The sequence below is a fragment of the Pseudomonas sp. AKS31 genome, assembly GCF_023634765.1.
GTDB lineage: Bacteria > Pseudomonadota > Gammaproteobacteria > Pseudomonadales > Pseudomonadaceae > Aquipseudomonas.
This window is the reverse complement of record NZ_JAMLFX010000001.1, coordinates 256,424-275,541: the sequence shown is the minus strand read 5'-3', so window position 1 is coordinate 275,541 and position 19,118 is coordinate 256,424. Positions and strand designations below refer to the sequence as shown.

The 19,118-nt window shown below is 55.9% G+C and carries 14 protein-coding genes; 5 read left to right on the top strand and 9 right to left on the bottom strand.

Translation table 11 applies throughout. From position 1 onward, the window contains the following. Positions 1–34: 34 nt before the first annotated feature. Positions 35–505 carry a tRNA (adenosine(37)-N6)-threonylcarbamoyltransferase complex ATPase subunit type 1 TsaE gene (tsaE, locus tag M9827_RS01175; RefSeq protein ID WP_250602937.1) on the bottom strand — a complete coding sequence of 157 codons (471 nt, stop codon included), beginning with the start codon at positions 503–505 and terminating at the stop codon, positions 35–37. After that, complete coding sequence (locus tag M9827_RS01170; protein ID WP_250602936.1) at positions 493–1,992, bottom strand: NAD(P)H-hydrate dehydratase; 1,500 nt, start codon at positions 1,990–1,992, stop codon at positions 493–495. The genes tsaE and M9827_RS01170 overlap by 13 nt, the downstream gene beginning before the upstream one ends. Before the next feature lie 63 nt (positions 1,993–2,055). On the opposite strand from M9827_RS01170, the gene queG reads away from it, so the two are divergent. Continuing rightward, positions 2,056–3,129 (top strand): tRNA epoxyqueuosine(34) reductase QueG, encoded by a 1,074-nt coding sequence (gene queG, locus M9827_RS01165; RefSeq protein ID WP_250602935.1) that lies wholly within the window; start codon positions 2,056–2,058, stop codon positions 3,127–3,129. A 15-nt stretch (positions 3,130–3,144) separates the two neighbouring features. On the opposite strand, the gene M9827_RS01160 is transcribed toward queG, so the two are convergent. The 7 genes from M9827_RS01160 to orn form a co-directional block, all read right to left on the bottom strand. Beyond that, positions 3,145–7,920, bottom strand: a complete 4,776-nt coding sequence (locus M9827_RS01160) for an RHS repeat domain-containing protein (protein WP_250602934.1) — start codon at positions 7,918–7,920, stop codon at positions 3,145–3,147. Positions 7,921–8,000: 80 nt separating this feature from the next. Further along, positions 8,001–8,987: a hypothetical protein gene (locus M9827_RS01155; protein ID WP_250602933.1), complete on the bottom strand. Its 987-nt coding sequence runs from the start codon at positions 8,985–8,987 to the stop codon at positions 8,001–8,003. Positions 8,988–9,328: 341 nt separating this feature from the next. Beyond that, positions 9,329–11,860, bottom strand: coding sequence for a leucine-rich repeat domain-containing protein (locus M9827_RS01150; RefSeq protein ID WP_250602932.1), 2,532 nt, complete (start codon positions 11,858–11,860; stop codon positions 9,329–9,331). 184 nt (positions 11,861–12,044) lie between these two features. Further along, positions 12,045–13,076 carry a hypothetical protein gene (locus M9827_RS01145; protein WP_250602931.1) on the bottom strand — a complete coding sequence of 344 codons (1,032 nt, stop codon included), beginning with the start codon at positions 13,074–13,076 and terminating at the stop codon, positions 12,045–12,047. A gap of 176 nt (positions 13,077–13,252) precedes the next feature. Next, positions 13,253–13,864, bottom strand: coding sequence for a trimeric intracellular cation channel family protein (locus M9827_RS01140; RefSeq protein ID WP_250602930.1), 612 nt, complete (start codon positions 13,862–13,864; stop codon positions 13,253–13,255). A gap of 135 nt (positions 13,865–13,999) precedes the next feature. Further along, the gene (locus M9827_RS01135; RefSeq protein ID WP_250602929.1) at positions 14,000–15,025 is read right to left on the bottom strand and encodes a hypothetical protein; all 1,026 of its coding nucleotides are present in this window, start codon (positions 15,023–15,025) and stop codon (positions 14,000–14,002) included. Between the two features lie 339 nt (positions 15,026–15,364). Then, positions 15,365–15,907: an oligoribonuclease gene (orn, locus tag M9827_RS01130; RefSeq protein ID WP_064593092.1), complete on the bottom strand. Its 543-nt coding sequence runs from the start codon at positions 15,905–15,907 to the stop codon at positions 15,365–15,367. A 107-nt stretch (positions 15,908–16,014) separates the two neighbouring features. Between orn and rsgA the strand changes: the two genes are divergently transcribed. From rsgA to M9827_RS01110, 4 genes are all read left to right on the top strand, one after another. Beyond that, the gene (rsgA, locus tag M9827_RS01125; protein WP_250602928.1) at positions 16,015–17,046 is read left to right on the top strand and encodes a small ribosomal subunit biogenesis GTPase RsgA; all 1,032 of its coding nucleotides are present in this window, start codon (positions 16,015–16,017) and stop codon (positions 17,044–17,046) included. Positions 17,047–17,258: 212 nt separating this feature from the next. Then, positions 17,259–17,666 carry a TIR domain-containing protein gene (locus M9827_RS01120; RefSeq protein ID WP_250602927.1) on the top strand — a complete coding sequence of 136 codons (408 nt, stop codon included), beginning with the start codon at positions 17,259–17,261 and terminating at the stop codon, positions 17,664–17,666. Positions 17,667–17,668: 2 nt separating this feature from the next. Beyond that, entirely contained in the window at positions 17,669–18,628 is a 960-nt protein-coding gene (locus M9827_RS01115; protein ID WP_250602926.1) for a caspase family protein, read from the top strand. Continuing rightward, on the top strand, positions 18,628–19,113 hold the full coding sequence (locus M9827_RS01110) for a toll/interleukin-1 receptor domain-containing protein (RefSeq protein ID WP_250602925.1): 486 nt from the start codon (positions 18,628–18,630) through the stop codon (positions 19,111–19,113). Before M9827_RS01115 ends, M9827_RS01110 begins: the two co-directional genes overlap by 1 nt. The last annotated feature ends 5 nt before the right edge of the window (positions 19,114–19,118 follow it).

The following is a 19,118-nucleotide window of genomic DNA, read 5'->3' as shown; positions in this document are numbered from 1 at the left end:
CCAACGCGCGAAAGCGCATACCTAACCCCATCATTTAATTGGATTCCAACGCCAAAGCGGCACACCAGGCCTCGCCACGCGAGCCCTGGGATAAAATTTTCAGCGAACGCCCGCTGTCTTGCGGGCTAATGGTAATGGTCAGGTCAGGCTTTGGCAAAAAGCCTGCACCTTTATCGGGCCATTCGATCAGACACATCGCGTCGTCTTCGAAGTAGTCGCGGATACCGAGAAACTCCAGCTCTTCCGGATCGACCAGGCGATACAGGTCGAAGTGGAAGGCGCGGATATCACCCATCTCGTACGGCTCGACCAAAGTGAAGGTCGGACTTTTCACCGCCCCGACATGGCCCAGCCCGCGAATGATGCCCCGCGACAGGGTGGTTTTGCCCATGCCCAGGTTGCCTTCGAGAAAAATCAGGCCATGGCCCTGGGTCACGCGGGCGATCCGTGCGCCAAAGTCGCTCATGGCCTGTTCATCGGCCAGGTACAGGGTTACTTCAGACACGGTACTTGCTCCTCCAACAACTGACGAATGGCTGGAATCAGATCACTGGCCGCCAGCCCACGGCCGAATTTTCCTTGTTGCTGACCGGCATTGGCATGCAGCCAGACCGCCAGACACGCCGCATCAAAACCGGCCATGCCTTGCGCCAGCAGCGCACCGGTCAAACCGGCCAGTACGTCGCCGAGTCCTGCAGTGGCCATGGCCGGATGACCTTGGTGACAGAGCGCCAAACGTCCATCAGGATGCGCAATCAGGCTGCCCGCACCTTTCAACACAACCACTGCTGTATATTTTTTGCTCAGCGCCAGCGCCGCCGCCGGACGATCCGCCTGCACTTCGGCAGTGCTGATGCCCAGCAAACGCGCCGCTTCGCCCGGATGCGGGGTGATCACGCAATCCTTGGGCAACTCAACGAAACCGCTGGCCAGCAGGTTCAGTGCGTCAGCGTCCCACACTTGCGGCAAAGCCGCGTTGGCGGCCGCCGACAGCAACGCTCGGCCCCAACTGGCCTGGCCAAGGCCAGGACCGACGACCAGCGTCGAAACCTTTTCCAGCAAACCCATCAGCTGATTGGCCGATGAGGTGCCGAGCACCATGGCTTCCGGCACACGGCTCAGCGCCGCTGGCACATGTTCTGGCCGGGTCGCCAGCGACACCATGCCCGCGCCGCTGCGCAGGGCCGTTTCGGTGCTGAGCAGAATCGCCCCGCCAAAACCGTGATCGCCACCGATCAGCAGCACGTGACCGAAACGGCCCTTGTGCGACGACGGCGCACGTGGTGCCAATCGAGGAAGATTAGCGGCATTGAGTCGCTGGGCGCGGACAGGTATGTCACGGTAAGTTTCCGCTGCAGCCTGCAAATCGTTGAACACCAGCGCGCCGACATGATCCGCCGCGTCACCGGTGAAAAGCCCAAGCTTCAGGCCAATAAAAGTCACCGTGAGATCGGCACAGACCGCGACACCCAGCGCGCGCCCGGTGTCAGCGCACAACCCGGAAGGGATATCGACCGCCGCAACCGGCAGGCCACTGGCGTTGATCGCATTGATCGCGCTGGTATAAGGCTCACGCACTTCGCCGTTCAGGCCAGTGCCGAGCAAGGCATCGAGGATCACACCACGCAACTCGCAGTGAGTGCTCCACCCCTGAATCGCCACACCGTGCGCCACGGCCTCGGCATGGGCCGACGCCGCATCGCCCTGCAATTGCCGGGGATCACCGACCGCCAACACCCGCACTTGCCACCCGGCCCGGTGCGCCATGGCCGCGATCAGATAACCGTCACCGGCATTGTTACCACGCCCGGCCAGCACCGTCAGTGCAGTCGCCGACGGCCATTGCCGCACCAACGCGCGCCACGTCGCATGGGCGGCGCGCTGCATCAATTCGAAGCCCGGCGTGCCGGCGGCGATCAGCCGTGCATCGAGTTCACGCACCTGCGCGGCGCCATACAGCGCGTCGGGTAATTCATCTTTCGTGTGCGGCATGCGTCTTCAGGCTCCGATGTCTGGCAGAATTATACGCACCTCAGCTCCGGTTTCTCTCGCCTCATGTCCGCCATCACCACAGACCTGCCCGCCCTCGCCCAATCGATCAAGGATTGGGGCCGCGAGCTGGGCTTCCAGCAAGTCGGCATCAGCGGTCTCGATCTGGCCGAGCATGAGCAGCATCTGGCGCGCTGGCTCGAGGCCGGTTACCACGGCGAAATGGACTACATGGGCGCCCATGGCAGCAAACGCTCACACCCCGAAGAACTGGTGCCGGGCACTTTGCGCGTGGTATCGCTGCGCATGGACTACCTGCCCGGCGACACGCAAATGGCGCAAATGCTGGCGCAACCGGAAAAAGCCTACGTGTCGCGTTATGCCTTGGGCCGCGATTACCACAAATTGATCCGTAAACGTGTGCAGCAATTGGCCGACAAGATTCAATCCGAGATCGGCCCGTTCGGTTTTCGTGCGTTTGTCGACAGTGCCCCGGTCCTGGAAAAAGCCATCGCCGAACAGGCTGGGCTGGGCTGGATCGGCAAAAACACTCTGGTACTGAATCGCAAGGCCGGCAGCTATTTCTTCTTGAGCGAACTGTTCGTCGATCTGCCATTGCCGGTGGATGAGCCACACAGCACCGAGCATTGCGGCCGTTGCACTGCGTGTCTCGATATCTGCCCGACCAATGCCTTCGTCGGCCCGTATGTGCTGGACGCTCGACGCTGTATTTCCTACCTGACCATCGAATTGAAAAGTGCCATACCCGAAGACCTGCGACCGTTGATCGGCAATCGCGTATTCGGCTGCGACGACTGCCAGATCGTCTGCCCGTGGAACCGTTTCGCCAAGCCCTCCGGCGAAAGCGATTTCAAGCCACGGCACAACCTCGACAATGCCGAACTGGCCGAGCTGTTTTTGTGGGATGAAGAGAAATTTTTGAGCAGCACCGAAGGCTCGCCGTTGCGGCGTGCGGGGTATGAGCGCTGGTTGAGGAATCTGGCGGTAGGGCTGGGCAATGCGCCTTCAACGATTCCGGTGCTGGAAGCGTTGAAGGCGCGACGGGATTATCCGTCAGACCTGGTCAGAGAGCATGTGGAGTGGGCACTGGAACAGCACTCCAGACTTTCAAACCCATAAAGGGCAACAAAGTACTCAGGCCGATGGCAGGCGCGTTGTGTCAATGCTTTTAGCCGTTTTCATCATGGTGTTGGTCTGCCCGTCGGACAAATGGCCGCCCGCCTGCAAGACTTTGCAAACTCGCTGTTTACTGTCCTCCAGGAGGTAAATCCGCTCGCCACGTCCTTTGGTCTTCGCAAAAAACACATGCGTTACTTTTCTTCCAGCGCCGACGGGGCCGAATTCCTCGTACAGCATCTCGGACTCCGCAGCAGCCTGGCTGGCGGACTTATTGCTTTCCACGAGTTCGTAGAAACCTTTAGCCCTCTGCTCATTAATCTCAGACACGAAGTTGTCTTTTTTGGCCCTGTGCAATTGCCAAGGTTCGTCTGCCACTTTCTCCACCGGCGCGTTGGCTTTTTTGGCCGCAGCCTTGGCGCCTTTGCCACCCTTCTTCAAAAATTGCCCCGCTTTGCCTGCGCCCCTGCCACTGAGCCCTTGGCTAAAGGCTGAAGCCATCTTCCTGCCCGCATTCACAGCAGCTTTTGCACCCGCTGCCATACCTGCACCCAGCGAAGCCAGCCCAAGACCAAAGCTGATCCAGCCCAAGATCTCGCCCGCTTGAGAACCCGGTGCCAGCTCATTGACCACCTCGCTGGCAATACCCGCCAGGCCTGAAGCAACCGCCAGTCCCAATGCCGCCACTGCCCAAGGCGTGGCCGCGCCCATCGTCAGCACACTGGCAACAATCCCGAGAATACTGAGCCCGATGCCCAGGATCGATTGCCAGGAGATATGCCCGGTTGGGTCGACACGATTGACTGGGTCGCCCAGGCAATAACTGTAGGCATTCAATCCACCCGCGCCGAACGGACTCATGCTGTCGGGGGCGAGAAAACGCATGAGTGTCGGACTATAGGCCCTGTAACCGTTACCCAGCAGATACAACCCGGTCACCGGATCCAGCTGCTCGCCGTTGAACCCGGCGAGGCTGAACACGCCACCTTCGGCAGGGCGATGCCCGTATGGGCTGTAGGCGCAATCAGTGAGCTGTTCCTTGCCCAGCGTTGTCAGCACGCTGTGTTGCTGATCGGTGCCAAACAGCTGGGCGCCGGCGTTCACACCGAGTTGTTGTTGCCCCACAAGCGCTCCACCGTGACGCACAACACTGGAGGAATTTTCACCACTGACCTCATTGGCGACCCGGCCTGCGTGGTAGTAACGCTGCGCAGTTACCTTATCGTGTTGCGACAGTTCAACCAGATCGTCGAAACCGTCGTAATGGTAGCCACGAATGACTGATCCCCCGGCACTGGACAATTGCTCAAGCCGTCCGAACGCGTCATAGGCCAGGGTTCGCGCCTGGTCGTCCTTGATCATTCTGCCGTTGGCGTCGTATTCCAGAGTCACTGGCGGCGGATAGTCGGCATGGGAATGTTCGACTGCGCTGAGTTGTACAGGATCGGGATTGTCATAACTGAAGGTGGTCAGATTCACCCCCAGCGGGAACTTCGTTTGCACGGTCAGGATGTTATCCAGCACATCGAAGGTGAACGTCTGCCGGACAATTTCCTTGCCATACGGATCGCGGGGCTTTTGGGTGCCGGCACAGTCGTACTGGATCAGTCGCCCGCGCACATCGTAGGTAAATTGCTCATCGCGCAATAGTTGCGTGCCACGCCTGGACACTTTCTGCGCCAGTTTGCCAGCAAGCGTATAAGTCGATTCCAGCGTCTGGTCAGGCTGCCCCTGAATCTCGAAAGTACGGCGGGTTTCACGACCGATATCGTCATAGGCAAACCGCGTGATCATCTGCCGCTTGATCGACGTATCTTCGGTTTTCGTCCAGCCCAGCATCCCCGTCTGGGTGTCGTAGTGAAATTCGGTTGTCAACGAACCCCGCGAGGTGGATAGCAGGCGGCCGTGCTTGTCGTATTCGGATCGGCTTTCGGCTCCGAGTACATCGACATGAGTGATCGGTCGCCCCTGCAGGGACCAGGTACTGGACGTTGCTTTCGTGATCGCGCCGAAGATCGTCGTCTCGGATTTAAGGCGTCCGGAAGGGTAATAGGTAAAGCTGCGTTCCCTGCCGTCTTCGGTACAGGTCAAGGGATTGCCACTGACCTTGTCATAAGTCAGGGTGGTGACCAACTCCCCGGCCTTGCGCTCCGTCAGCACACCGCCCAGATCGCGCAAATATGTGAATTCGGTTTTTTTGCCATCGGCACTCTTGTACCACTGAGGCTGAGTGAAGCCGCCTTCATAACCCGCCTCGGACTTTCGGCCGCCGACGGTACTTTGTATTAAACGACTCAAGCCGTCATAAGTTTGCTGCCCCAACACCTTGTCATCGACCTTAATACCGATCGGTAGCCCGTCATCGCTATGCTCGGCGTAGTCGGTCACGACTGCACTGGCGTCAGGCAGGACAGTGCGAACTATCCGGTCAAAAACGTCGTATTCATATCGAGTGGTATTACCGACAGGATCTGTCTGGCTGGTTGTGCGCCCGAACCCGTCATAGCTGTAAACGGTTTTGCCCAGACTTTTGTTCTTCAGATTAAAGCTTTCCACACTCAGCGGTTTACCGAAGTCATTGACGAGGGTGAGTGTCTTGCCCATACCCTGGAACCAATGGGTTTGCTGGCGAAGAACCGGATTCGCCTCGCTGTGTTCGATACGCCCGTCGGCATGCAGCGTCTTGCTGACCTGGCCCCAGGAATCGAATTCGTAGCGGGTACTGACCGGATAAGGCTTGCCGTCACGCCAATCGGTCAGCGTCACTTTCACCGTGTGACCGACCGGATCATGCAGGGCAGAATAAATCGTGCGAGCCTGAATAAGCCCGTCCTTGTCGGGATGGTCGCAGTCCTTTTCCTGAACGGTGATCACCCGCTCCAGGCCGTCATAATTCACCCGTTGCTCACCACCGACGGGATCCGTGGTCACCATTGTCGCCGGTTGCTGTTTAGTGGCGGCCAGATAGGCAAACCGGGTAGCGGCCGCATAAGGGCTCCCGGAAGCAACCGTTTTGCGCACTGCCCGGCCGATGGCGTCGTATTCATGTTCGACGTGCTCGCCATCGACACCGATCTCTGACATCAGTAATCCGGTCAGCGTCGAAAGCACTTTCTCACTGGTCTGTAGCGCACCGTCAAATCCACATGTGCTGGACTTGACCCGCAACCTGTCACCCTCGAGTTCATAGGAAAACCCGGTAGAGGTTTTTTTATCATTGAGGGTGATACTTTGCTGTTTCGTGGCACCGTGCTTGAGTGGGTCCTTGGGCGTATCCAGATAACTGCGTTCGGTTTTCGAGCGTAAGACTTCAACATCTGCCACAACTTCGTAAAAACGTTCCGCAACCGGCAACACGAATGCCAGCTCCGCACCCTCCAGTGCAGTATGCAGCGCATAGTCGTAGTACGTGACAGTCGAAGCCCCACCCGACGCGGCAGCGGTAACCGTTCTCTTTTTCGGGAACCTGGAGAAACCCAGCGGATCCTCTGGGCAATTGTCTCCACCACCTACCGGATAAAATTCCGTCGAAGTCGTCACCCCACTTGGCTCAATGTGCTTGAGCAAGTTGCCTTCGCCATCGAACTCGGTGACGGTGGTTTCCACTCGCTGCTGTTGGGTGCGTCGATCGAGGTGAGTCACCGTATGGACTTTCGGCATGCGGAACTGAGCCACCTGCTCATTGAAAGGCTTGGTGACGGAGCAGTGATACTCGGTGGCGGTGGCGATCTGGGCGTCACCACAGGTTGTAACCTCAGCCACCAACAGATGGAACTTGTTGTAGGTGCGTTTAATGCGCGTATGCACTTTGCCGCTCAGTAACAACTGCTCGTCCGAGGTATAGACATAGTGACCGGGCGCCAGATAGAGCGGGTCCAGGTCATTATCCTTGGCAGGGAGGAGGCCCTGGCCAAGGAAGTTATGGTCGGAGTACGTGTATGTCTTGCAGAGTCTGGGTTGGCCGCGCCCTGGGTAGATATCGTGCGCGATAACAAACGGCAGTGTCTGTTCCGCTCCATTTACGAAGCTATGACCTTGCCGCTTGTAGCGGATGATTTCTACGCCGCGTAGTGGATTGACGACTCGGTGCAAATAGCTGCCCTCGTCGATGACTTCATATTCCAGCTCCCAACCTTTACCGACCGGAAGCTCGATTGCCGTTACCCGAGCGTTTTTCAAGATCAACTTGTAGTCGGAACTGGAAGAGGTATCGGGATACCGGGTCAACGTTACCTGACCTGCATTGCGGGTGATTTTCAGCAGGCATTGTTTGGCGTCACGAACTTCGGCCAACCTGGGGAACTGGTTGAACAACTCGTGCTTCAACGCGATGCTTACACCGTTCGCCGCGATTATTTTTTCCGCTACGGCGACCTGAGTACCAGCCAGGACCTTGAGCAGTTCACGCCGACCATCCTTGTATCGAACTTCATAGCGCCCTGCTCCGGTCACCAGCACCTTTGCCGTTTGCAGTTTCATTTCCTTGAACTTCAAACCGGTGGACGTTTCCACAGCCTTGTAACGCTCACCGTTGGACAGCGTCATGACTTTGCTGCGCAAGTCGTAATGGGTCAGGGTCAAAGACCAGCCAATGCCAAAACCGGAGTCCGTCTGGTTGAGCGGATTGAAACCCATTGAAAGTGCAAGTTCGGGACCATTGAGATCCGCCGAGTGCAACTTTCCTAACGAAAACGAACACGTATACATGCCGGTGCGGGGATCAACACCTCCGGAGACAAACTCACCGAAGTTGAAAGCATTTGAATGAACAGCGGCAGATAAATTACTTTCCATTGAAAAACGTCCTTTTATTTCAAGATCCAGATACTGACTCGTCAACTTGGCCAGCAAACATCGCTGACCACATTATGAAATCAGACAAGCTGTTTCATGGGTCGCCTGGACCCACCCAGAATAAAAGTGCGCTCTTCTTTATTACCTTCGATACACAGCCTGTGTTCCGAGCCAAACTCATCGATCACTGCAAACTCGAATGAACCCTCGCTCTCCCGCCCCACTTGCAGGTCAGCGGAAATATATTGAACAAGCGTCAGTTGCCCAGGCACATTGTTGATCGGCACGTTCATGATACCGAGGGGACTGCGGAAGGTTGCTTTCAGGCCGTAGATGGGTGCCATGTAACCGTAAAAGTTTCTGCGCCCGTCGCGAGTACCAGGAATGTTTCCGGAGGCATAGACTTGCACCGCATCTTCGGAATCATAAGGATCAAGTTTCACCTCACTGCTGTACCAGTCAAGCAGGTGAATCTGCCTGCCGTCCGCGTGCAGCCCAATGTGATGACTTTGAACCCAGTCATATTGTGCTTTCTGCTGTTTGCTACCATATTCATTGAATGTAAAGCTATTCAGCGAATATTCTTTCGGCGGAATTGCCTCCAGCGTAACACTGCTGTCAAAGCCGATTCCGTTACTTCGCAACAACACGCCATCCACGAGAATTTCGGCGGCCACTTCCATGATTCCGGGCCTGGTGGCCGAAACCCAAAACTGGAAAATCTGCACGGGATCAGAGTCGTCACTTATCCGATTGTGCGTGGCACGTGGTACTTCGGTAATCCGCGGTGCACCACCCGACATTTCGTGTGCATAACGATTTTCCTGCAGCGATACATTCCAGTCGCCTTCCAGAGGGCGCGCGCCGTTATAGGCGATTAACCGCAGGGACTGCAACGCAGGATGCCCATACAGGGATGCGCCGTCGCCATTGTTATCGATCCCGTGCAGAAGGACCAACACCCGCACCTGCATGCGCCCATTGGCATACAGCACTTTATGCTGGCCTGACCTTGTGGAGTCGAGTTTTACCTCGATACGGGAAATACCAATTTGATCATCAAACATTTATCAATACCTTGCTGAGTAATAGACTTCGCCCTCTAAGGACTCAGCAAACTATTGACGATCGATTTAAATAAAAACAGCCGCGACATTCGACAAATTATTAGAAAGTAATATTTCAACATCACCCTCAACAACCCTCACAAATGCTAATACTTTCAAAAATCGCAGACCACCTTATGCAAGCTTCAACCAAGCTCTTCCCGCCCCTTTGATTTCAGCACTCAACAATCAGGCTCCCCTTATGACTTCAACTACTCAGAATCAAAAAGGGGAGCCAACAGGCAGTTTATTCTTGTCAGGCCATGTTAGAAAAACACAGAAGTCGTTACTTCCACCAATATTCAGTCACTGTCTGAACCTGTCGAGAATCCGCTTTCCGAGGACTCGCTATCGGAGTCAGAGTCGAAAACCACATCCTCCGTCTGGATTTCCACCTTCCGATCCATACTGGCGTTCTCAAGATACTGACTGATCCGTTGTCTTGACGCGTCACTCAGCGGATTATTCAATAAACCAACGAACAGATCCTGTGTATCCGGAATCTCGAACAACTCATATCCCACGTCGGAGATATTATTATCATGCAATGCCACAACCCCCAGTTTCCTCAGCGAATCTATGCCTGAAGGAACGCTGGAAAGATGTGCATTGCTCAGCATCAATCCGGTTAAACCTGGCATGTAGCCTACATGCGGCGCAACTGTCAGAGGATTGTTTGCCAGATTCAACCGGGTCAGCGTTTCAATTCTGGACAATCCTTCAGCTGTGACCTCGGATAGTTTTAGCGAGCACCTGTCCAGCGTAAGCTCGCTTAACTGGCGCATTTGAAATATTCCTGACGGGAATTCCTCCATTTTTATACCGACGACACCCAAATATTGAATATTCGGAAAGCTGTCAAGAAACGCACCTATCCGTGCACCCGGTTCATTTGCGGTCAACATCAACTCTGTTACATATTCAAATCGGGCGGACAACGTGGGTAACTCACCCGAAAAATCAACATAGTGAGAGAAATGATAGTCCCCCTCCCCCCACTTCGAAACCGACTTGCGTTGCCAGATATCTTGCAACTTTGCGCTGAACTGTTCGCGAGCCTGGCGTCGTTGGGCGGCTGTCGGCGCGCCTTCTGGCTCCGACGTCCGCGAATGAGGTGACGCCTCTTCGGCACTCCAGATCGCCAACTCATCACGCAACGTCGCAAACTCTGTTTCCAGGCGAGACAAAACGCCTGATGGATCACTCTTCAAACGCTCATTGATAACCGTCGTCACTTCCTCATCCGAAAGTAGCGGATAAAGATCACGGACACGATCCACGACGGACTTTGTCGATACTGGATGGCTGTCACCACCACCTCGCAACTGCCCCGCTTGCCGATATTGCGCGTCGGCAGGATCGGCGCTAAGCGGAAGCGCCGCGAGTTCCAGCAGTTCGCTTACGGCCTGGTACGACGGCAACGGCTGTGTCCGGATCAACTGTTGCAGCGCTGCACCACCTCCCTCTGTCACACCGAGCACCTGACGATGATCGGGCAACAACAGAGACCAGACGGTTGAATACAGATCCTTCGATTCCTGAGGTAATGGGGCATCGCTGCTGTGGATGACATAGCCATCATCCTGACGAATCAATACGTGACGAATCGGCGACCGCGCGTTGCCGATAGCGCCCAGAACATCCCCGTCGGCCACGCCCTGCCGAACCTCGATACGAACTTTTCTCGGCCACCCCGCCAGGCGCCCGAACATCTGCAACGCCAGTCGGTCACTGTCCGGGCTGGATACCGAATCCAGATACATGCCTTCACAGGCTCTGGCAAGACGAACATCACGTAGCGCCAGCAGCGCTTCTTCTGTCAGGTGCCGTGGCATTCCCGGTTGGTTATGCATATGCAAACGGTCGCCGGCGCTTGCATCGCGCCAGAGCGCCTGCGCCATCGTTTTGGGCAATAAAGGAAAAATCCGCCGCATTTGCAGCGTGATTTCATCACAGTCAACTTCGAACGCCCGCTCCTGCTCCTGAAAGAGCAAGGCGCGGTCGCGTTCGACCCCGCGGCCGATGAGATCGCCTTCGCTTGCCGGCAGCAAAGCCCGCAGTTGTGGATCAGCCTGGGCGCGCACCAGCGGATCGGCATGTTGCATGTGCGTGATGAACAACTGGATTTTGCGATCGAGGCTGAAGCGCCTGAGTGTGTCTTTCAGCAAAGCCAGGGGCCGAACATGAATGTCGGAATCGCGCGCCAGCATTTCGCTTATGCCACTTACCGCAAGAATGCGTTTAATCGTGACTGGGTGGAAATCGTCAATTGAATGACCCATGCGAAGAAACAGTTCTGCCGTTCGCCTGCGCATCAAATAAAGGATTTCAGAGCGATTGCGCAAATCCGTGTTTTCCAGCGTGCGCCAGAACCGGCCCTCGCTGTCGGGCTGCAACAGTGGGCCGGATGAATGCAGCTCCCTGGCCTGCGTAGCGCGAAACAGGCCACTCTCGGCGTCCAGGACCACTTGCACGATATGCTCGTCGTCTACGGCAACGTACTGACGCTGCTTCAAAACCCGGATGCCCTGCGCATTGGCCTCGCCCAAGCCTTTGGGTGTGGGTATCCAGTAATCTGCCAGTGAGGGCTGCGCCGCATGCAGCGCGAGTTCATCGGTCGTGGAAGGTCTCGGGATCGCGTTCACCTTGATCGCTGGCACTACTGCGATCGGATCAGGCTTGTAGGAAGGCTGCAATGGCTCCAGGCGATGCGGTGTGGATTGATGCAGCGGTGCAGGAAAAGCGACCGGTGGCCGGCGAGAGCCATCCACATTGACATCAGGGGTTTTGGTTGGGGCGGGAACAGGTTTGACCTTTGGCGGTTTGCCAGTCATGAATACTCATCCTTGAGCTGAGGTTGCGCTGGCCCGATAACTTCAGGACCAGCGCCGGACATTCAGTAAAAGCACTTTGGGTGCGACTACCGGATAATTGAACAGCACAGCTTATCGATAGTCGCCATGCCAAAAAGAATATATATCTACTACATCCACCGACATTGCATCAGTGAAGCCGGACTTAACCTCGTTCCAGATATAAATTGCGCTCATAGAAGTTGACACGAATCGCCAGCTTATGCTCCGTACCGTGTTCATCAATGGCGAGAAAGTAAAGTTTATCTCCGTATTTGAATTCTTTCCCGATTTTCGAATATTCGGACAGGGCTTGCACGACAGTCAGCTCTCCGTCGCTCTGGATCCTTACAGAATAACTCTCATCATTCCACGTATGGGCGTCAGAGAAAAACGCGAACACAAAAGGATCTCCGTTAGCCGGCAAGGACACCGTCACTTTATGGGCTTCGGGGCGAACAAGAATGACCTTCATAAAGTTGGTTCTTATTTCATTAAGTCTGTTACCCCCCGCAAAATCATGGTCGGTTCCTTTATCTACACCGTCTACAACCCAATCGACCAGTTTGATCTGCTGCCCCCCTGGATACAGTCCCAGACGATGGCTCCAGATGCGATTGCCGGGCAACTCATCGCCGCGCCGGGTTTGATACCAGCGAAACGCTTCCATGGAATATGCCGAAGGAGGTTGTGCTTCGATAGTTACGCTGCTGTCATGGACACTGGACAGTGTGGTTCCGTTACTGAGAATCCTCTCACCGTTCAAAGACAGGCGCGCACCGATCTGAGTCGTCCCGGCGCTCGATGAGGACACCCAAAACGTGCGAACTTGAGGATGTACGCCATCGTTTTCCAGATCATCGTCGTGATCCTCTCCGGCAGTGAGTGAAGGTCGTGCCTCAATCGTGAACCGCCCTTGCTCGGTGCTCGCCACCCAGCCGTCGCGCAACGTCTTGCCAGTGCTGTAATGAATCAACTCAATGCTTTCCATGACCTCTGCCGGTACGTGCATGGCATTGCCGTCAAGATCTATCCCGGAAACCAGAACTTGCACTTTCACCTGCATTCGGCCGTTACCGAACAACGATCTGCTACGAGTACTGTCGCTGGCATCAAACTTGACCTTCATAAGGGCAAGGCCTGAAATAATGGGCAGATTGGTTTGCTGATCGGGTGTAGCGTCCATGCTTTCGCTCATGATCTATTCCTTTGAAGAGTTATACTTAAATATTGACATCGAAAAGATGCCAACAAAAAAATTACAGCCCTTTCAAATAAACAGCAAAGCGAAAAATGTAAGAAACATACACTTGCAGCATCTCTAGCAGCTTACGGGTATTTATCCTGTAAACCACTATCTTCCTGCACCGAGGATTAATGCTCGTCGTTATATACGAATTTTGGCATCTCCCAATGAAAACGGATGGCCAGCAGGCGTAATAAAAAACCGCCAAACAAGGTAATCAGAATGGCCTGTTCACCGGGCACGCTCAGATAAAGACAGAGCATGTAGCACCATGCTGCAGCAAACGAGACACTCGCATAAAGTTCGCGCCGAAAGATCAGCGGAATGTCGTTGCAGAAAATATCGCGCAGGATGCCGCCAAATACCCCGGTGATCACGCCGCTGACGGATGCCACCAGCATCCCGTGACCCATTTCCAGGGCGGTCATGCAGCCGATCAGGGTAAACGCCACCAGGCCGACGGCGTCGAGTACCAGAAACAGCGAGCGCAGGTGACGCATCCAGCGCGCGGTGAACACGGTAACCATTGCGGCTACCGAGGTCAGCACCAGGTATTCCGGGTGTTTGACCCACGTCAGCGGATAATGTCCAAGCAACACATCTCGCACTGAGCCACCACCCAACGCTGTAATACACGCGATCAGTACGACACCGAACCAGTCCATGCCGCGGCGCCCGGCAGACAGAGCGCCAGTCATGGCTTCGGCAGTGATAGCGATCAGATAGAGCATGAGCAACATGGTGGCAATCCTGGCAGTGAGGCGCGCAGTTTAGCCACTACGCGCCGCCGCCAACAGAGATGCCCCTGACTTCACTCCAATTTAAACCGCCGTCATTGAATTTGCCCCTTTGCTATTTCACGAAAAGCAAAAATATCAGCCTCGCTCCAGCCTGAAGCTTCGTTCTTTAAAGTTAGTGCGGATGGCGAGTTTATGTTCAGTACCAAATTGATCCAGAGCGGTGAAGCGGAAAACGTCCGATCTGTCGACGGGCAATTGGTCTCGTGCCGTTGGGGACAGTACCTGGACAATCGTCAGTTCTCCGACGCGATCGTTGACTTCAACCTCATAGTCCTTCTCATGATGAGTAAACCTGATGGAATCTGGCGTCATACCGGAACTCTCGACAAACGGTAACGACACGTTAAACGTGTTCCTGTTCGGACGGATCAGAATTCCTGCCTGAAACGCTGCATTCCATGCATCGATTTTATTACCAAAGGCAAATACAACGTTCCTGGCAGAACCCTCGGCAATCCAGTCAACCAACTTTACTTGTTGCGCATGGGGATACAAGCCGAGGTAGTATTTGTAAATTCGTTGATTTCTGAACCCGCCGTCATACCAGACATCTTCCCATCGAAATTGCTCGATCGCATAGGTTACCGGCAGGATGGCCTCAATGCTGATACTGCTGTCATGCCTGCTCGACAGAGTTGTTCCATTACTGCGGATGACTGTGTTATCGAACTTTATGGACGCACCGATCTGAATGCTTTCAACATTTTCACTGGAAACCCAGAACGTCCGTACCCGGCGCTGGTCCGAAAGATCCTCGCCTCCATCATCCTCATCCTCCATAACGGCGGCCGTGTGCGCGACTGCCAAGGTGAAACGGCCCTGCTCAGTACTGGCTCGCCAGCCATTGCGCAAGGTTCTGCCGCTGTCATAGTGAACAAGACGAATACTCTCCATGACCTCGTCGGAAACAGCAACGACATTCCCATCACTGTCCAAACCCGCCACTACAACCTGTACCTTAACTTGCATGCGCCCATTGGCGTATAGCACCTTGCTCCGACTCGATGCCCCCGCGTCGAACTTTACGGCAAGACTACCGATACTTACGGCCGCCTGTGACTCGGCGGACTGGTCCTGCGCGGCGTTTGATATTTCGCTCATGAAATCATCCTTAATAGACATTAGCTCATACACTTCCAGTGTTCGAAGCAGTGAGCACTATTAATAACATGCACTGATAACTTCAACTTACCCAAAAGTGTAAGGAAAACTCCAGAAAGGTGATCCGATGTTTAATTCATGAAACACACTTAAATGAAACTCTTAAAAACCATTGCTTCAGTTGGTTTACCCGCTCGAAGATATCAGATGAAGGCACAACAGGGCACGAGCGACACGTGTAAATGCAAAAGCTGCCTCAGGCCGAGATCTTTTGATAGGTGTGAATGCACAACAAGTGCAAAAAGATCGCAGTCTGCGGCAGCGCCTGCATAGACCCCATCAGAACTTGATGAAGTGCTTGCGGTAATGCTGCAATTCGGCGATCGATTCGCGGATGTCGTCCAGTGCCAGGTGCGTGCTGCCCTTCTTGAAGCTGTCGCGCACGTCCGGCGCCCAGCGCGCGGCCAGTTCCTTGAGCGTGGAGACGTCGAGGTTGCGGTAGTGGAAGTAGCTCTCCAGCGATTTCATATGGGTATAAAGGAAGCGGCGATCCTGGCAGATGCTGTTGCCACAGATCGGCGACTTGCCCTTCGGTACCCATTTTTCCAGGAAGGCGATGGTTTCAGCTTCCGCTTCAGCCATGCTGATGCGGCTGTCGCGCACGCGCTGGGTCAGGCCGGAGTTGCCGTGGGTGCGGGTGTTCCACTCGTCCATGCGCGCGAGCACTTCGTCGCTGTGGTGGATGGCGATCACCGGGCCTTCGGCCAGTGTGTTCAGATCGCTGTCGGTGACGATGGTGGCCATCTCGATGATGACGTCGTTTTCCGGATCCAGACCGGTCATTTCCAGGTCGATCCAGATCAGGTTCTGCGGGTTTTGCATATGTCGGCTCCTAGGCAATGCTGCGCAGTTTAGCCTAGGGCGATGCCCGGGCGTGCTAAACTCGCGGCCGTTTTACCTAATCGCTGCATTCTTCAGACGGAACACCCATGGCCAAACGCCAACTCAATCGTCGTCAAAACTGGCGCATCGAAAAGATTCAGGGCGAACGCGCTGCACGCGCCGCCAAACGCGAGTCCTCGGCTGTCGAAGCCCTTGAGGGCGGCGACCTTGGCCCGGAACAGACAGGCCTGGTGATCGCCCACTTCGGTGTACAGGTCGAGGTCGAGGCTGTTGACGGTGAGCAGGCCGGCCAAGTGTTCCGCTGCCACTTGCGCGCCAACCTGCCCGCGCTGGTAACCGGCGACACCGTCGTCTGGCGTGCCGGCAACCAGGGCATCGGGGTAATCGTCGCGCAACTGCCGCGCACCACCGAACTGTGCCGCCCGGACAGCCGCGGCCAGCTCAAACCGGTTGCGGCCAACGTCGACATGATCGTCATCGTCTTCGCGCCGCTGCCTGAGCCGCATGCCAACCTGATCGACCGCTATCTGGTCGCAGCCGAACACGCCGGCATCCGGCCGTTGCTGCTACTGAACAAATTCGACCTGATCGACGAACAGAACGCCCCGGCGCTGAATGCGCTGCTGGCGGTGTATCGCACGCTGGGTTATCCGGTGCTGGAGGTGTCCGCGCACCACGGCAACGGCATGGAACAACTGCAACAGCAGCTCGACGGCCGCATCAGCGTCTTCGTCGGCCAGTCCGGTGTCGGCAAGTCGTCGCTGGTCAACAGCCTGCTGCCAGAGGTTGAAACCCGCGTCGGGCCGTTGTCCGAGTTGTCCGGTCAGGGTACGCACACCACGACCACCGCGCGCCTGTTCCACTTCCCTGGCGGCGGCGAACTGATCGACTCTCCGGGTATCCGTGAATTCGGTCTCGGTCACGTCAGCCGTGCCGACGTTGAAGCGGGTTTCATCGAGTTCGATGATTTGCTCGGCACATGCCGTTTCCGCGACTGCAAGCACGACCGCGAACCGGGTTGCGCGTTGCTCAAGGCACTCGAGGACGGCCGCATCCAGCAGCAACGGATGAACAGCTACCGCTCGATCATCGCCAGCCTGCCGGAAAACGGCTACTAAACATCTGCACCGGCAGCACCTCGCCCGAGGGCTGCCGGATGTCGGACCGCGCCTGACAAATTCCCGCCCCCGCTAAACACCAGACCTTTCTGACAGACCTGTAAACGCCTCCTTGCAGGACATTTCTCTTTCACCGCCCAGCCCTTGTAGGCAAGCTCCAGATGCCTAGATTGGGGTCCTCCTTCGCACCTTCGCGACCTTCGAGGAACCCCATGCAGACCTATCACCTGTTCATCAGCCATTCGTGGAACTACGCCCACGCTCACGACAATCTGGTACGCCTGCTCGGCGCCAAGCCGGATTTCAATTTCAAGAATTTTTCCGTGCCGCCACATAACCCGATCATGGGCGCGCAGACCGACAAGCAGCTCGAAGAAGCCATCGAAAACAAGATTCGCCCTTGCTCGGCGGTACTGATCATGGCCGGGATGTATTCGACCTACAGCAAGTGGATCAACAAGGAAATCGAGATCGCCAAACGAATGGGCAAGGTGATCATCGCGATCAAGCCATTCGGCGCCGAGCGCATTTCCACCGTGGTGCGTGAAGCGGCGCACGCCGAGTGCGCGTGGAACACCAACAGCATCGTCAGCGCGATCCGCCTGCATACGGCGGTGTAACCATGCGCAAGGGACTGTTTATCGGCATCAACCACTACGACTACGTCTCGCCGTTGAGCGGTTGTAACAACGACGCAATGGCCATGGCTTCGGTACTGGAGCGTCACGCCAACGGGCGCCCGAACTTCAGCAGCAAAGTGCTGACGTCGGCCGAAGAACAACTAACGCTCAAACACATGAAACAGCAGATCCAGAGCCTGTTCTCAGGCGACTGTGACGTGGCACTGCTGTACTTCGCCGGTCATGGGCAGTTCGACACCAGCATCGACGAAGGACTACTGATTCCCCAGGACTATCAGCCTGGCGGAGACGGTATCCGCATCAGCGACATTCTGGAATGGGCGGACAAGGCCCCGCACATCAAGAATAAAATCATCATTCTCGATTGCTGCCAGGCCGGCGCAGCAGGCGCCCTGCGCAACCTGCGCGGTGGCAGCAGTGTGATCGGCGAAGGCGTGACCATTCTCACGGCCTGCAAAAAAGAACAGTACGCCCTGGAAAGTCGCGGCCACGGTGTATTCACGGATCTGTTGCTGCAAGCGCTGCATGGTGGCGCTGCCAACGTACTCGGCAAGGTCACCCCCGGTAGCGTCTATTCGTTTGTCGACAATGCGCTGGGAGCCTGGGAGCAGCGTCCGGTATTCAAGACCAACGTGTCGCAGTTCGTGCCACTGCGCGAAGTGGCACCGCTGATCGCCGAGGAAACCCTGCGCAAACTCAAGGACTGGTTCCCCGAGCCGAGCTTCGTTTTCAGACTCGACCCCAGCTACGAGCCCACCGAAGCGCTGTTCGACCCCGAGCACGGCGACATCTTCAAGCAACTGCAAATGTGCAATCGCCATAGCCTGATCGAGCCCGTGGACGCCGAACACATGTACTACGCAGCCATCAACTCCACCGGCTGCCGCCTCACCGCCCTCGGCGCCTACTACCGCGAACTCGCCATAAAAGGACACTTCTGATGCCCGTATTCATCAGCTACCGCCACATGGATCGCGCCCACGCCATCGCCATCAATAGCCGCCTGATCCAGGCCAACATCAAAACCTACCTCGACGTGCTCGACCCCGAGTCGCAGACCACCGACGACATCACTGGGGTCATCACCCGCAACATCACCGAGTGCACGCACTTGTTGGCGGTGGTTTCGGAAAAAACCGCGTTATCGTGGTGGGTGCCGTTCGAAATTGGCGAGGCGACGATCAGCAATCGGAGGATCTGTTCGTTCAAGACCGGGCCGGCGGAACTGCCGTTGTATCTGGACAAGTGGCCAAAGTTGAGCACGGCCAGTGATCTGGATTTCTTTATCGACGCGTATCGCGAGGAAGTGTCGAACAAACGCTCGATGTCGCTGGAATCAATAAGCGAATCCGTTAAGGGTACCTACAAACGAAATGCCGAGATTTTCCACGAACAACTGAAGAACCGGATTCGGCGCGGGTTCTGACAGAC